General features: G+C 59.3%; 11 protein-coding genes. 6 read left to right on the top strand and 5 right to left on the bottom strand.

Annotated features, from left to right (window positions below; all coding sequences use genetic code 11):
* Positions 1–244: 244 nt before the first annotated feature.
* Positions 245–2,323 (top strand): prolyl oligopeptidase family serine peptidase, encoded by a 2,079-nt coding sequence (locus ACKVY0_RS26710; RefSeq protein ID WP_409217925.1) that lies wholly within the window; start codon positions 245–247, stop codon positions 2,321–2,323.
* A 154-nt stretch (positions 2,324–2,477) separates the two neighbouring features.
* On the opposite strand, the gene moaC is transcribed toward ACKVY0_RS26710, so the two are convergent.
* The 4 genes from moaC to ACKVY0_RS26690 are packed head-to-tail and all read right to left on the bottom strand — an operon-like array spanning position 2,478 to position 5,919.
* On the bottom strand, positions 2,478–2,924 hold the full coding sequence (gene moaC / locus ACKVY0_RS26705) for a cyclic pyranopterin monophosphate synthase MoaC (RefSeq protein ID WP_409217924.1): 447 nt from the start codon (positions 2,922–2,924) through the stop codon (positions 2,478–2,480).
* 5 nt (positions 2,925–2,929) lie between these two features.
* Positions 2,930–3,928, bottom strand: coding sequence for a GTP 3',8-cyclase MoaA (gene moaA, locus ACKVY0_RS26700; RefSeq protein ID WP_409217923.1), 999 nt, complete (start codon positions 3,926–3,928; stop codon positions 2,930–2,932).
* A 36-nt stretch (positions 3,929–3,964) separates the two neighbouring features.
* On the bottom strand, positions 3,965–5,224 hold the full coding sequence (locus ACKVY0_RS26695) for a sensor histidine kinase (RefSeq protein ID WP_409217922.1): 1,260 nt from the start codon (positions 5,222–5,224) through the stop codon (positions 3,965–3,967).
* Entirely contained in the window at positions 5,221–5,919 is a 699-nt protein-coding gene (locus tag ACKVY0_RS26690; RefSeq protein ID WP_409217921.1) for a response regulator, read from the bottom strand. Before ACKVY0_RS26690 ends, ACKVY0_RS26695 begins: the two co-directional genes overlap by 4 nt.
* 177 nt (positions 5,920–6,096) lie before the next feature.
* On the opposite strand from ACKVY0_RS26690, the gene ACKVY0_RS26685 reads away from it, so the two are divergent.
* The 4 genes from ACKVY0_RS26685 to ACKVY0_RS26670 all read left to right on the top strand — a co-directional run bounded on the left by ACKVY0_RS26685 (position 6,097) and on the right by ACKVY0_RS26670 (position 10,120).
* Positions 6,097–7,218 (top strand): glycosyltransferase family 4 protein, encoded by a 1,122-nt coding sequence (locus tag ACKVY0_RS26685; protein WP_409217920.1) that lies wholly within the window; start codon positions 6,097–6,099, stop codon positions 7,216–7,218.
* A gap of 4 nt (positions 7,219–7,222) precedes the next feature.
* Complete coding sequence (locus tag ACKVY0_RS26680; protein WP_409217919.1) at positions 7,223–8,098, top strand: UDP-2,3-diacylglucosamine diphosphatase; 876 nt, start codon at positions 7,223–7,225, stop codon at positions 8,096–8,098.
* A 30-nt stretch (positions 8,099–8,128) separates the two neighbouring features.
* Positions 8,129–8,830 (top strand): phosphate signaling complex protein PhoU, encoded by a 702-nt coding sequence (gene phoU / locus ACKVY0_RS26675; RefSeq protein ID WP_409217918.1) that lies wholly within the window; start codon positions 8,129–8,131, stop codon positions 8,828–8,830.
* A 219-nt stretch (positions 8,831–9,049) separates the two neighbouring features.
* Positions 9,050–10,120 carry a peptidylprolyl isomerase gene (locus tag ACKVY0_RS26670; RefSeq protein WP_409217917.1) on the top strand — a complete coding sequence of 357 codons (1,071 nt, stop codon included), beginning with the start codon at positions 9,050–9,052 and terminating at the stop codon, positions 10,118–10,120.
* A 470-nt stretch (positions 10,121–10,590) separates the two neighbouring features.
* Here the strand turns inward: ACKVY0_RS26670 and ACKVY0_RS26665 are convergent, their stop codons facing one another.
* Complete coding sequence (locus tag ACKVY0_RS26665; protein ID WP_409217916.1) at positions 10,591–12,060, bottom strand: protein kinase domain-containing protein; 1,470 nt, start codon at positions 12,058–12,060, stop codon at positions 10,591–10,593.
* A gap of 309 nt (positions 12,061–12,369) precedes the next feature.
* On the opposite strand from ACKVY0_RS26665, the gene ACKVY0_RS26660 reads away from it, so the two are divergent.
* Positions 12,370–13,197, top strand: coding sequence for an NAD(P)-dependent oxidoreductase (locus ACKVY0_RS26660; protein ID WP_409217915.1), 828 nt, complete (start codon positions 12,370–12,372; stop codon positions 13,195–13,197).
* Positions 13,198–13,610: the final 413 nt, after the last annotated feature.

Here is a 13,610-nt window from a genome sequence, read left to right as displayed (position 1 = left end):
TGCTCATGATGATGAACCAGACGAGCACGCTCGAAACCGTCAAATATTTGGCAGACTTGATTCATGACCAGTGCGCTTATCTCGGTTGCCATGACTCGAATGATCGCCCTTACGCGAATCGAACCAAACATTGCGCTCATTGCAGCTTCGCATCAAGGCAACCCTGTTCGTTTTTCCTGAACCAGTGCGCTGCCGTGCAATCTGCTGGTGAAAAAGAGCGGAAGGCGGCGTTTATGCTGGCTTCATGAAACGACTTCTCCTTCTCTCCTTTCTCACTGCATCCGTGCTGCCAACACAGGCCCAGCTCGGCCCAAACGGTGCCACGGCCTCTTTCAAAGGCAGTCTGCCACCGAAACCAACGGCGGCGTTGTCGGCGGAGCAGGAAGCTGGCATCGAGAAAGAACTGGCGGCGGTGACGCAGGCGTTTGAAGCGGTGAAGAAGCATGAGCGGGCCGCAGATGCGGACATTTTCCTCAAGGCGGCGCGTTATGCACTGGAGTTCGATGAGTGGTATGACAAGCGGCCGGAGGATGGCGTGAAGAAGGCGTTGGCGCTGCTGGAGGAGGCGAAGAAGCGCATCGAGTCGCTGCAAAAGGGCGAGACGCCGTGGCTGAATGGCAGCGGGCAGAAGGTACTGGGCTTTTACTCAAAGATCGACGATTCGCCGCAGCCATATGGCGTGGAAGTGCCCGAAGGCTTGGAGTTTGGCGTGGGAAAGAAGCCGGTGCCGATGTGGATCTGGCTGCATGGCCGCGGTGACACGGCGACGGATCTGCCCTTCGTCTATTCGAAGCTCATGGCGAAGAAGCCGGGGCAGTTTCAGCCGGCGGGGACCATCGTGATTCATCCCTTTGGCCGTTACTGTAACGGCTGGAAGAGCGCAGGTGAGGTGGATGTGTTTGAAGCGCGTGATGACGCAACGAAGCGTTTCAACGTCGATACCAACCGCATTGCGCTGGCCGGATTCAGCATGGGCGGGGCCGGTGCCTGGCATCTGGGGGCGCATTACGCCGATCAGTGGGCCTGCGTTCACACGGGAGCAGGTTTTGCCGATGTGAAGCGCTACCAGAAGCTCACGCCGGACAAATACCCGGCGTGGTATGAGCAGACGCTGTGGGGCGTGTATGACGTGCCGGACTATGCGCGAAATTTCTTTAACGTCCCGCTCATCAGCTACAGCGGTGAGGTCGATGCGCAGCGCGATTCGGCGGAGTACATGATGGAAGTGCTGGCAAAGGAAGGTCTGAAGCCGCCGCATCTCATCGGCCCCGGCATGCCGCACAAGTATCATCCCGAGACGCTCAAGGCGGTGCAGGCGTGGATCGAGAAAGCTGTCGCCAAAGGGCGCGAGCTGTTTCCTGACGAGGTTCACATCCAGACGAAGACCCCGTTCTACGGCCGCATGAAGTGGCTGAACCTCCATGGCTTGGAGAAAAGTTGGCAGGAGGCTCGGCTCGATGCGAAGGTCGTGGACGGCCAGACGATTGAGTTGAAGACGAGCAATGTGACACGCGTCGTGTTCTACCCGCCGCCGCAGGCGCGACAGGGCGGTGGCAAGCTCAAGGTGAGCGTGGACGGCCAAGCGCTAACGTTGACCGTGGGGCCGGAAGTGCCGCAGTTTGAGACGTTCATGAATCCGGGACCGAAGGTGGCCGGTTCGATGTGCCGATTGATCAAGGAGAACGGCCGGTGGCGTGATTTCGGCAACGCGCAGCCGTTTCAGCACGAAGGCCCGCAAGGTGGCAAACCTTCATCACATCCGGGGCCGATGGATGCGAGCTTCATGAAGCGCTTCCTCGTCGTACTGCCGGATGGAAAATCATCGTCACCTGCCGTGGATGCGTGGGTGGCAGTTGAGTCGGCGCATTTCATCCAACGTTGGAAAGGCTTGATGCGCGGCGATGTGCGGGTGGCCAACGCCGCTGAGATTAAAGACGTGATCGAAGCCGGTAAAACGCAAAGCCTCATCCTGTGGGGCACGCCGGAGTCAAACTCCTGCCTCAAGCAAATAGCTGGTGCATTACCAATGCAATGGAATGCGCAGAAGGTGAGCATGGGGACGCAGTCATTTGATGCGAAGACGCATGTGCCGCTGCTGACCTATCCCTGCCTCCAGTCACCGGGATTTGAAGTCGTCATCAACTCCGGCCTCACCTTCCGCGAAGCGCATGACCGGACGAACTCGCTGCAAAACCCCAAACTGCCAGACTGGGCGATCCTCGACATCACGCAGCCGCCGAACGCGGAAACAGCGGGAAAAGTCGTGGCGGCGGACTTTTTTGATGAACGCTGGCAGGTGAAATCCTCACCGATTGCACGCTAGACCGCCGCCATGCAGCCAATCTTGGTGCCTTAGCGGAAGATTGGGATGGGCTCACGCGGTCAGTCGTTGTGTTCAAGGCTCGTTGTTTTGAATTGAACAGGGCTACGGCGATACTCAATGACGCCGAAGGGCAATGGCGCGGGAAGCGGCCGCTTCAGCCTTTGGTCTTGCGCACCAGACGAATGCCCTCGATGCGCATTTTCTTGTCGGCAGCTTTGCACATGTCGTAAATGGTCAGCGCGGCGATGCTGACGGCGGTAAGGGCTTCCATTTCGACGCCGGTCGGAGCGACGGTGATGGCGGTCGCGATGATATGAACGGCCTTGGGCCGGAACTCGAAGTCGAGCTGGACTTTGCTCAGCGGGATCTGGTGGCAGAGCGGGATGAGGTGCTGCGTCTGCTTGGCAGCCTGGATGCCGGCGATGCGGGCAATGCTGAGCACGTCGCCCTTGGCGATCTGGTTCTTGCGAATGAGGTCGAGTGTGGCCGCTTGGAGCACGATGCGGCCTTCGGCCACGGCTTCGCGCCGCACCGGCGGTTTGGCGGAGACATCGACCATGGCGGCTTCGCCTTTGCGATTGATGTGAGTCAGTTTGCTCATGGGTTTTAGCCGCCGATGGCGATCATCTTGCGGTTGGGCTGGTAGTTGTGGCGGAAGTCGTGCTCCTTGGGTTTGCGGGCGACGACGTTGTGGAAGAAGGCGGCGAGTTCGGCGTCATCGCAGCCGCCACGCAGCACGTTGCGGAGGTCGAATTCGAGGAAGCTGCCGAGGCAGGGGCGCAGCTTGCCGTCGCAGGTGAGCCGGAGCTTGTCGCAGTTCTCGCAGAAGTGCAGGTTCGTCATGGCACCGATAAAACCGATCTTCTGGCCGGTGGCGGGGATGAGATGATACGCGGCGGGGCCGTTGGTGCGGAAGTCGGGCAGCGGGGTGAGCGGGCCGGAGGTTTGCTCGACGAGTTTCTTTGCAGTGGCGATGGGCAGGAAGTTGTCCTCGCTCAGCATGTCCTGCGTGCTGACGGGCATGAGTTCGATGAAGCGCAGCAGGGCGTTCTTTTGATGAGCGAAGTCGATCAATGCGGGCAGTTCGCGCTCGGTTTGGCCTTTCATCAGGACGCAGTTGAGCTTGATCGACTGAAATCCGGCCGCGATGGCGGCGTCGATGCCTTCGAGCACTCGCGGCAGCAGATCGCGGTTGGTGGTGCGCTGGTAAACATCGCGGTCGAGTGAATCGAGCGAGATGTTGGCGGTGCGTACTCCCGCTTTGACCAGACGCTCGGCCATGGTGACGCCGTTCTCGGTTTTGGCGAGCAAGGTGCCGTTGGTGGAGATGCCGATGTCCTCGATGCCGGAGATTTTTGCCAGTTCAGCGCAGAAATCAGCCACACCGGGCCGGGTGAGCGGTTCGCCTCCGGTGACGCGGATCTTTTTGATGCCGAGCGTGGCGCCGACGCGCACGGTGCGCAGCATTTCGTCGTAGCTGAGCGTGTCTTCCTTGGCGAACCATTCCTGCTCCTCCTCGGGCATGCAGTAACGGCAGCGTTCATTGCACCGGTCGGTGATGGAGACGCGCAGGTAGGAAATGCGATGGCCGAAGAGATCTTCCACAGAATGACCGCTCTAAACCACACTCTGCGGCCTAGCTCAAGCCTCGGTGTGCTGCAAAGGCACGCGCATGGTGAAGGTGGTCTCGCTGCCGGGGGTGCTGGTGAGTTCGATCTTGCCGCCATGCGCCTCAACGGCCCGTTTGACGATGGAAAGACCAAGTCCGGTGCCCTTGATCTGCGAGGAGTGGTGCTTGTTGCCCCGGTAGAAGCGCTTGAAGACGAAGGGCAGGTCATGCGCGGGGATGCCGATGCCGTTGTCGCTGACTTTGATGACGCAGTGGTCTTTCTGCCATTCGCCACTGACGCGGACGACGAGGCCGGGCTTGGCGTTCTCTTTGACGGAGTTTTCGATGAGATTGGTAAAGACCTGATCCCAGTAAAAGCGGTCGCCTTTGAGTTTGCCGCCGTCTTTGGGAAAGTTGAACTCGATCTTCACTTCGCGGCCTTCCATCATCGGGGCGAGGTGATCGGCGGCATCCTGGGCGCAGACGCGGACGTTGAATGGTTCCAGGTTCAGTCCGTTGCTGGCGGCGGCGTCCAGTCGCGAGATGGTGAGCATGTCCTCAATGATGCGGGCGATGCGTTTGCCGTGCTTCTCCATCACATCGAGGCATTTTTTCATCGTGGCGGCATTCGGCGCGGCATCATCCTGCAGCATTTCAATGTAGCCGTTGATGATGGTCAGCGGCGTGCGCAGTTCGTGCGAGGCATTGGCGACGAAATCCTTGCGGATCTGCTCGGTCATGGCGGCTTCGGTCACGTCCTGGATCATCAGCCAGGCTCCGCCGCCGGACGTGGCGGGCAGTGGTGCCGATTCGATGAGAAAATGGCGGCCGCTGAGGTTGGTGCCAGCGCCGACGTCGGACGGCAACACCTGGATGCGGCGGGTGGTGTGGCGCTTCTCGGTGATGGCTTGCTGCACGAGATCGATGATCTGATGATCGCGCACGGCCTCGATGAGGGGGCGGCCAGGCCGGGAATCCGCATGGAGTAGGATTTTTTTCAGCGGCTGGTTGGCATAACGCACGCGCAGGTGTTCATCGACAAGCACGAGGCCCTGGCTGATTTCGTCGAGCAAGGTTTCAAACACGCGGCGCTGCCCGGCCTGCTCCTCGGCAAGCTGACGGGCGCGATACAAGGCCAGCGCCTGCTCAGGCAGTTGCTCTGCATCACGTGCCCGCAGGCCGATGTTCTTTGCTACACTCTCCCAGCGCCGAAGCCAATGCCGCTCGCGACGTGCGCGATCAATGATGCAAACGACCAACAGCAGGGCGAGGACGATGCAAAGCGTGGTCATGCAGGTGTGGAGGCGGCGGGCTCCGTCTGAAACTGGAAGCCGGTGCCGCGAATGGTGACGATATGGACGCCCGCTGCACCGAGTTTTTCGCGCAATCGTTTGATATGAGTGTCGAGCGTGCGCGTGGCGACATCGCTGTTGTAGCCCCACACTTCGCGCAGCAGGTCGGCGCGGTTGTGGATGATGCTGTCGTTTTCCATGAGCGTGGTCAGCAGTTTGAACTCGGTGGTGGTCAGATCGAGCGGTGCACCATCCAGAAAGAGTTTCATGTTCTTGCGGTCCAGCATGAAACGACCGCGCTGGACCTCGGAAACGTGCGTCACCTTCTTCACCCGGCGCAGGATGGCGCTGATGCGCAGGTACAGCTCACGTGGGCTGAACGGCTTCGTGAGGTAGTCGTCCGCGCCGAGTTCGAGACCGGCGATCTTGTCGGTGACCTGGGCCTTGGCGGTGAGAATGATGACCGGGATGGTGGCGGTGCGGGTGTCGGCACGCAGACGTTTGAAAATCTGCACGCCATCCAGGCCGGGCAGCATCAGGTCCAGCACGATCAATTCGGGCTGGTGCTCAACAGCGGCCGGCAGAGCCTGCAGGCCGTTGCCGATGCAGATCGGCTCATGGCCCTCGCGGGTGAGATGCAGGGCGATGAGTTCAGAAATGTCCGACTCATCCTCGACGATCAAGATTTTGCTCATGGTGTCTGGTTTTGCTCCGCTGCCGTGCTGCGGGCAAACTTATGATGGTGACGAAGCTGTCACATGGCAACCAACTTGCTCTGTAGAGATACGGCCATGGTGTCGATTTCGTCACACGACCGAGGCTGGACGAATTTTCCTGCTGCTTTATCCGCAATCAGTTCCTTTTTCTTCCCCATGCGGGTTCTCATCGTCACCGACACGTTTCCGCCGGACATCAACGGCGTGGCGCGCACGCTCAACACCTTGGGCGAGGGCTTACAGCGTCGTGGCCACACGGTGCGCGTCGTTACTACTCATGAAGCGACCGATGCCTTCGGCCTGCCGCGGGATGTGATGCACGCGCTGCCGCTGCCTGGCTATCCCGGCCTGCGCATGGGTTTTGCCTCCCTGCGGCAGATGCTGGAGGTTTTCGATGCCTACCGGCCGGATGTTCTCTATGTGGCGACGGAGACGCTCATGGGCATCGCCGCCATTCGTGCGGCAGGGAAACGGGGAATCCCGGTGGTGTCGGGTTTCCACACGAATTTTCAAACCTACCTCGAAGATTACAACCTCCCCGGTATGGAGACGATCGCCGCCGGTTTCCTGCGCAGCGTTCACAATCAAACCGCCCGCACACTTACGCCCTCAGTCGATACGGCGTCGATGCTGGAGCGCTGGGGCATTCGCAATGTCGGGGTCATGGGCCGTGGCGTGGACACGGAGCTGTTTGATCCCGCACGCCGCAGTGCTGAGCTGCGGCAAAGCTGGGGCGCGGATGACGCGACGCCGGTGGTGATCTATGTCGGACGCATCGCGGCAGAAAAAAACCTCGACCTCGCCGTGCGTGCGTTTGCGAAGTTTCAAACCGTACAGCCGACGGCGCGCATGGTCTTTGTCGGCGATGGTCCACGGCTGGCGGCGTTAAAAGAAGAACATCCCGAGTTTCATTACGCCGGTTCGCGCACCGGGGAGGATCTCGCCGCGCACTATGCCTCGGGGGATGTTTTTTTGTTTCCCAGCAGCACTGAAACCTTCGGCAACGTCGTGCTGGAGGCCATGGCTTCTGGCCTCGGCGTCGTGGCCTTCGATTACGCCGCGCCGCGCCTGCTGATTCGACCGGGAGAAAATGGCTGGCTCGCGCCACTGGCGGATGAAAAGCTGTTTCTTGCACAGGTTTGCACGGCGGCTGCTTCCTGGAATGATGCCGCACTCCGCACCGCCGCCCGGCAGACGGCCTTTGACCTCGGCTGGGCGCGGGTGATTGAGCAGTTTGAGCAGGAACTCCAAACGGTGATACAACCTTCAGCCTCCTGAACCCATGAGCGACACTCCCGCGATCACCGAAGGCACTGAGGCCAAAACCAAGCTGCGCTTCAAGACCATCTTCATCTCCGACGTGCATCTCGGCATGCCGGACAGCAAGGCCGCGCAGGCCTCCCACTTCATCCGCAACTGCCTGTGCGACAAACTCGTGCTCAATGGCGACATCATCGACGCCTGGCATCTCACCCGCCTTGGCGGCTGGAACAAAAGCCACACCAACTTCATCCGCACCGTGTTGCGCAAGATGGAGAAGGAGAACACGCAGATCATCTACCTGCGTGGCAATCACGACGACGTGCTCGACCGCTTCATCCCCATCCAGTTCGAAAACTTCACCATCACCGACGACCACGTCCATCACACCCCGAAGGGCGACTATCTCGTCGTGCATGGCGACGGCTTCGACGCCGTCACCAGCAACCACGCCTGGCTCGCGAAGCTCGGCGGTCTGGGTTACAACGTGCTGCTGCGCATCAATCGCATCTACAACGGCTACCGTCGTTTGCGGGGCAAGGAGGCGTTCTCCTTCAGCGCCTGGATCAAGCACAAGGTGAAGTCCGCCGTCAGCGCCGTCGGCAAATATGAGGAGCAGTTGCAGAACCTCGCGCGCCAGCGCAACTGCATCGGCATCATCTGCGGCCACATCCACCGGGCCGACAACAAGATCGTTGGCGACACGCATTACCTGAACTCCGGTGACTGGGTCGAGTCCATGACCGCCGCGGTGGAAAACCTTGATGGCACGTTCGAAATCATCAGCTACACCGACTTCTGTCAGCGCACCCATCGTGACCCCAAAGGCGCGGCAGATGCCGCCGAAATCATCGAGCCGTCCGCCGCCGCGCCTGAATCTTCTGCAATTCCAATGTAGCAAAGCCGTCACATTCAGTCATTTTAGCCCATGCAGGAACACATCCTCTCCACCTTCAATCACTCGCTCGAAAAACTCCGCAGCGATGTCCTCGCCATGTCCAGCATGGCCCGCAAAAACCTCGCCTGCGCCATGCGCGGCCTGCTGGAGCGCGACACCGACCTCTGCAACAGCGCCATCGCCGCCGACCAGGACGTGAACGATCTCGAAAAAGCCGTTGATAAACTCGGCATGCACATCCTCGTGAAGTTCCAGCCCACCGCGCATGACCTGCGCCAAGTCATGGGCACCATCCGCGTCGCCAACAACCTTGAGCGCATCGCCGACCAGGCCTCCAGCATCGCCAAGCGCGCCCGCTTCATCAACAACCTGCCCGAGTTCCCCGAGATCAAGCTCATCCAGCCCGTCTATTCGCTGTGTGATCACAACCTCGACGCCAGCCTACAGGCCTTCCTCAACGCCGACCCCGCCGCCGCCGCCGCCGCCCGCCTGCTCGACAAAGAACTCGATGCCGCTGAAAAAGCCCTCGACCGCGAACTCATCGCCGTCATGGAGTCGCATCACTCCGGCCTCGAAGGCTACATCCACCTCATCTTCGTCGCCCGCTTCCTCGAACGCGTCGGCGACCACGCCAAAAACATCTGCGAAGACACCATCTTCATCGAGCGCGCCGAAGATATCCGCTTCACCAAGAACAAGCGTGAAGAAGTCGTCGTGACAGCAGGGCTTTGATGGGGCCTTGGCTTCCCACCGTGAAGAGATATATCAGGCGGCGCGGGTTCTAGCGCGGAATTCCGATTCCGCGACGGCACCGACTCGGTATCGGAATACCGAGCTACAACAAATCGGCTGACACTCTGCGGCACTTTCACAAAGGAGCCGTGTGTAAAAAAACTGACGGCATTCCGCGCTGTTGTCATCCCCGGCGCATGCCCTAGTCTGCGCCCGTTCATGTCCTCCAACCTCCAAGGTTTTCCGTGGCGCTTCGCCGTATGTTTCATCGCCGCCTGCTGGCTCTTTGCCGATCTGTATGCCTGCAAAGGCCCGCTGCATGCCCGGTTGATGCAGGGCAGGGGATCATGGCCCGAAGGACTCGGTGGCGGCTATGCGGCGGCGGTTCATGGCCGTCCCATCACGCGGCTCGAACTGGAAGAAGCCATGCGCGCTCATCTTTGGGCACGCAACGAGTCCTGGGCCGCGCTCGGTGCTGAAGCGCGCCAGCAAATTCGCTGGCTCGTTCTCGACAATCTCGTCAATGATCGCCTCATTCGTGCGCATCGTCTCATGGACGGTGCAAACACGATGCCGCCGACCGCTGCTGCCCGGCGCGAAGCGGACTTCATACAGCGTCAGTTTGCCGTTGCCGCTGAATATCCCCAACGTCTCGCCGCCCAGCAGCAAACACAGAAGTCACTCGACGCCGCGATTCGTGATGCGCAGCTCGACGAAGAGTGGATCACCCAAAAAATCGCCCATCGCCTCGCTGAAGTGACCGAAAAGGAGGTGCGTGCCTGGTATAGCGAGTTCAAGGAGTCGCTGCGCATTCCGCAGGCACACCACGCCGCGCACATTTTCCTCACGCGCCACGACCAAACCAAGCCCGATCGCGCGGCGGAGATCCGCGCGATCCACCGCCAGCTCATGGCGAAGGAGAAAACCTTCGCCGCACTCGCCGCCGAGCACTCTGATGACGACCGCAGCAAGGTTGTCGGCGGTGATCTCGGCTGGTTCACCCGCGAACGCATGCCGGAGGATTTCATCGCCGCCGTGGAGAAGCTGAAGATCGGCCAGTTCAGCGATCCCGTGCCGACGAAACTCGGCTGGCACCTCATCATCGTCATGGAACGTCGCGCATCGCGCCTGCCCACCTTTGAAGAAGCCAAAGCCGAAATTTCTGCCCTGCTCACCAGCCAGCGACGCGCAGAAGCGGTGAAAAGCCTCGTCGCCGAACTGCGCCAGACAGCCAGGGAATCACTGATTCATCACTCGCCGGTCATTGACCGCGCCGAACCTGCGCCATGACTCGGATGATATGCCTGCTGTCATCAGGTTTTGTGATTTCCCGCAGATTCAGAGAACCCACAGATTTATCTTCTGATTCAATCTGCGGGTTCTCTGAATCTGTGGGAGAATTCAAACTCCCGAATCCTGATGGCGCGATTTATAGAATGCAACGTGCCCCTTACCCGGCCTTTCGCTTCACGGCTTCGCAGTCCCAAATACGGTGAGTCAGCAGCGAGAGCGCAGGACGGGGAAAGGAGATTCGCGTTGGCAGGTTCGAAAGCGATCTCCCTCTCCCCGTCGAGGCGTGGCTGTTCAAAACACGCGCACTTCGGGGAGAGGGCTGGGGTGAGGGGGGCGCCCATCGCCCGCTTTTCGCCGCCTCGTGCGTTGCATGGTGAGAAATGCGGGTTAAATGCCGCGCATGAAACCCAATGTAGGCGTCCTCGGTCTCGGCATCATCGGCTTTGGGTGCGCTATCTTTGCAGGTGTTACTCGCCCAAGTTGGCACCGCTCCGAATTTGGTGTCCTTCCAGTCGAATTTTCATGTAGGCGCTGGGCATGCAGTAAACCGCGTGGTCGATGCTTGTTTTGATCACACACCAGGAACCTCCGGCCTGGAAGTATCGTTGGAAGAATCCGCGGGTCTCCTCGGGCACGAGTTCAAAATAGCGGTTTTTCATCTGGTCATCGACGAGGATTTCCGCGTTTCCTTCGAAGTAGATGATGGTGCTGTGGTCCGGTGAGTTGAACATCCATTCCACCTTGGGGTTGGCGCGGATGTTGGCCGTTTTGTCAGTGTTCGTGCCGGTGAGGGTGATGATTTCGGAGAAGTCCGGCGTGCATACTGCGCCCATCCATGACGAATGGGCGCGGCCTTCAGAATTCACCGTGTTCAACAGTCCTTCCCGATAGGTTTTTAGCGCATGGAAAAGGGTTTCCCGGATAACCGCGACGGCGTTTGCCGGGTTGAGGTTGGTCGCAGGCGCATCGACCAACCTGATGCCACTTTTCGAAGTGATGGTTCGCAACTGTGATGTCGGCCGACGTGCGGAAGGCGAGATCTCCGGCACCGAGAAAGACGCCGGATGGTGAGATGCGGACTTGGGAAGCTGAATGGTTTGCTGCATCTGCTCCGCCGCTGTTTCGATCACCGCCAGGGGCGTGTTCAAAATGACGTCCAGATCATGCCGGAGTTCCGCCGCAGTTTGGTAACGCTCGATCAACTCGTGTTGCATGGCCTTGGCGATGATCTCGTCCAGGCGCGGATCGCTGCCGACCTTCTGCGAAGGCATTTTAAACATGCCCCGTGGCACTGTGCCAGTCATCATGTTGTAGAGCATGACGCCCACTGAATAAAGATCCGCCCTGTGGTCCGGCTTCATTCCTTGGATCATGGCCTCAGGGGCTATGAAATCCGGTGTTCCCATCGCAATGTTTGTCCGCGTCAGGTGGGCCAACGAACCGTGATCAAGGCTTTGAGCCAGACCGAAATCAGCCACTCGCACGCGGCCTCGGGCGTCGATCATCACATTCCCAGGTTTGATATCGCGATGGACCACGCCCTGCTTGTGCGCATACGCCAGCGCATCACACACGTGCAGTCCGACGGACAGCACATGATGCAATGGCATCCGGCCCTGCTCCCGCAGTATTTGCGCCACATCGGTGCCTTGAATAAATTCCATGACAAAGTAGGGCAGGCCGGCGGCGGTCTCACCTGCATCAAACACTGGGACAATACCGGGATGAGAAAGCTGGGCCATGGTTTTGGCCTCTCGTTTGAAGCGGTTGGAAAAACTTTTGTCGCTTTCGTCACCAAAATCCTGCGGCAGCACCTTTACGGCCACATGGCGTTCCAACGAATTTTGCCAGCAGCGATACACCGCGCCCATGCCACCGCGCCCGATCAATTCAAGCACCTTGAACTGTGGCATCTGAGCCTGAAGCTCTTCGGGCATGGGGGGCTGCCAAAAGCTTGGATGCGATCCCTGAGAACCTTTGCTTTTCGGCAGGTCTGAGTGGGAATCTCCCACCAGAACAACATTTTTTGGTTGGTCATCTGTCATGGTTTTTCCCACTCATAGGGCTCGCTGATGATTAGAACCCATGGGTTGTGTCATCGTTGGCACAGGTGAAGTCAAGTGGTGATTCTGCGCAAACCCACAGAGGAATGCCGAGGCTCACATAGCCGGTTCCTGTTCATGAAATTTGTGTTTTATCACGCCGAGGTCATTGACCGCGCCGAACCTGCGCCCTAAATGCCGCGCATGAAACCCAACGTTGGAGTACTCGGTCTCGGCATCATCGGCAGTCGTGTGGCAGACAATCTGCGCAAGGCAGGCCACGAAGTTTTCGTCTGGAGCCGCAGTGCCCGCCCGGTCCCGAACTTCCTCGCCTCGCCCCGCGAAGTCGCCGAGGCCGCAGGCATCATCCAAATCTTCGTGCGCGACAGCGCCGCGCTGCTGGAAGCCCTCAACGACATGCGGCCCGCGCTCAAAGCCGGCCATCTCATCATGAACCACGCCACCGTGAGCAAAAAGGCCACGTTGGAGGCCGCGAAGCTGGTTGAATCGACTGGCGCTGCGTTTCTCGACGCGCCCTTCACCGGCAGCAAGATGGCCGCGCAGAATGGCAAGCTTTGCTACTACATTGGTGGCAGCGATTTGATGCTCGAACGCGCCAAACCTGTCCTTGAAGCCAGTTCTGCCAAAATTCTGCCACTTGGCGGTGTGGGAGATGCCATGGTGCTCAAGATCGTCACCAACCTCGTTTCCGCCGTCATCGTTGAAGCTGTCGCCGAAGCCGCTGCGATCACCAAGGCCAATGGCATCCCGCTGGAGCGCTTGCATGAAGCGCTAGAGTCGAACGCCAACTACTCCACGCTCATCGGCATGAAGCTCCCCGCCATCATCAAAAGCGACTTCGAGGCGCATTTCAGCCTGCGCAACATGCTCAAGGACGCCGACTTTGCCCGCGAACTTGCCGCCGCAGCCAAACTGAACGTCCCCGCCATCGACTGCACCGCCACGGCGATGCGCAATGCCCTCGAAGCCGGCAAGGGTGATCTCGATTTCAGCGTGATCGGTGATCGGTGAAGCGCGGGATGGGAGGCTTGCGTTCACTCTCGTAAAAAGATAGAATTCGGCCATGACAGCAGTGCAGACACTTCCCGGTATCTTTTCGATCTCTGAATCCGACCCTGCGTGGGACATGATTCTTCGCGAATGCGAAGAGCGTGGCAGTCTGTTGATCGAAAGCTCAGGGGGCAAGCCCTTCAAGCTGGAAACCGCGACCAAAGCCCAGTCGGTTCGACCGAAAATGAAATCACCGCCCACTTTGATGCCATCAGCGCCAAGCTCGGTGATACTATGCTTAGAGTCATCAAGATGGGTGATTTTTTGCCGCAGATTCAGGGAAGCCACAGATTGTTTTATGTCTGGTAATCTGCGGTTTTCCTGAATCTGCGGCCAATCCTCCGTTTCACAAAATGTGATGACGCGCAGTATAG

The organism is Prosthecobacter sp. (assembly GCF_046154365.1).
GTDB lineage: Bacteria > Verrucomicrobiota > Verrucomicrobiia > Verrucomicrobiales > Verrucomicrobiaceae > Prosthecobacter.
Note: the sequence above shows the minus strand (reverse complement) of the source record. Positions and strands in the feature narration are given on the sequence as shown.

Bases quoted from the DNA above. Each gene is read 5' to 3' on its own strand.
- phoU (WP_409217918.1), top strand. From the start codon at position 8,129: ATGCAGGAACACATCCTCTCCACCTTCAATCACTCGCTCGAAAAACTC.
- ACKVY0_RS26680 (WP_409217919.1), top strand. From the start codon at position 7,223: ATGAGCGACACTCCCGCGATCACCGAAGGCACTGAGGCCAAAACCAAG.
- moaC (WP_409217924.1), bottom strand. From the start codon at position 2,924: ATGAGCAAACTGACTCACATCAATCGCAAAGGCGAAGCCGCCATGGTC.
- ACKVY0_RS26685 (WP_409217920.1), top strand. From the start codon at position 6,097: ATGCGGGTTCTCATCGTCACCGACACGTTTCCGCCGGACATCAACGGC.
- ACKVY0_RS26665 (WP_409217916.1), bottom strand. From the start codon at position 12,060: ATGCCCGAAGAGCTTCAGGCTCAGATGCCACAGTTCAAGGTGCTTGAA.
- ACKVY0_RS26695 (WP_409217922.1), bottom strand. From the start codon at position 5,224: ATGACCACGCTTTGCATCGTCCTCGCCCTGCTGTTGGTCGTTTGCATC.
- ACKVY0_RS26660 (WP_409217915.1), top strand. From the start codon at position 12,370: ATGAAACCCAACGTTGGAGTACTCGGTCTCGGCATCATCGGCAGTCGT.
- ACKVY0_RS26670 (WP_409217917.1), top strand. From the start codon at position 9,050: ATGTCCTCCAACCTCCAAGGTTTTCCGTGGCGCTTCGCCGTATGTTTC.
- ACKVY0_RS26690 (WP_409217921.1), bottom strand. From the start codon at position 5,919: ATGAGCAAAATCTTGATCGTCGAGGATGAGTCGGACATTTCTGAACTC.
- ACKVY0_RS26710 (WP_409217925.1), top strand. From the start codon at position 245: ATGAAACGACTTCTCCTTCTCTCCTTTCTCACTGCATCCGTGCTGCCA.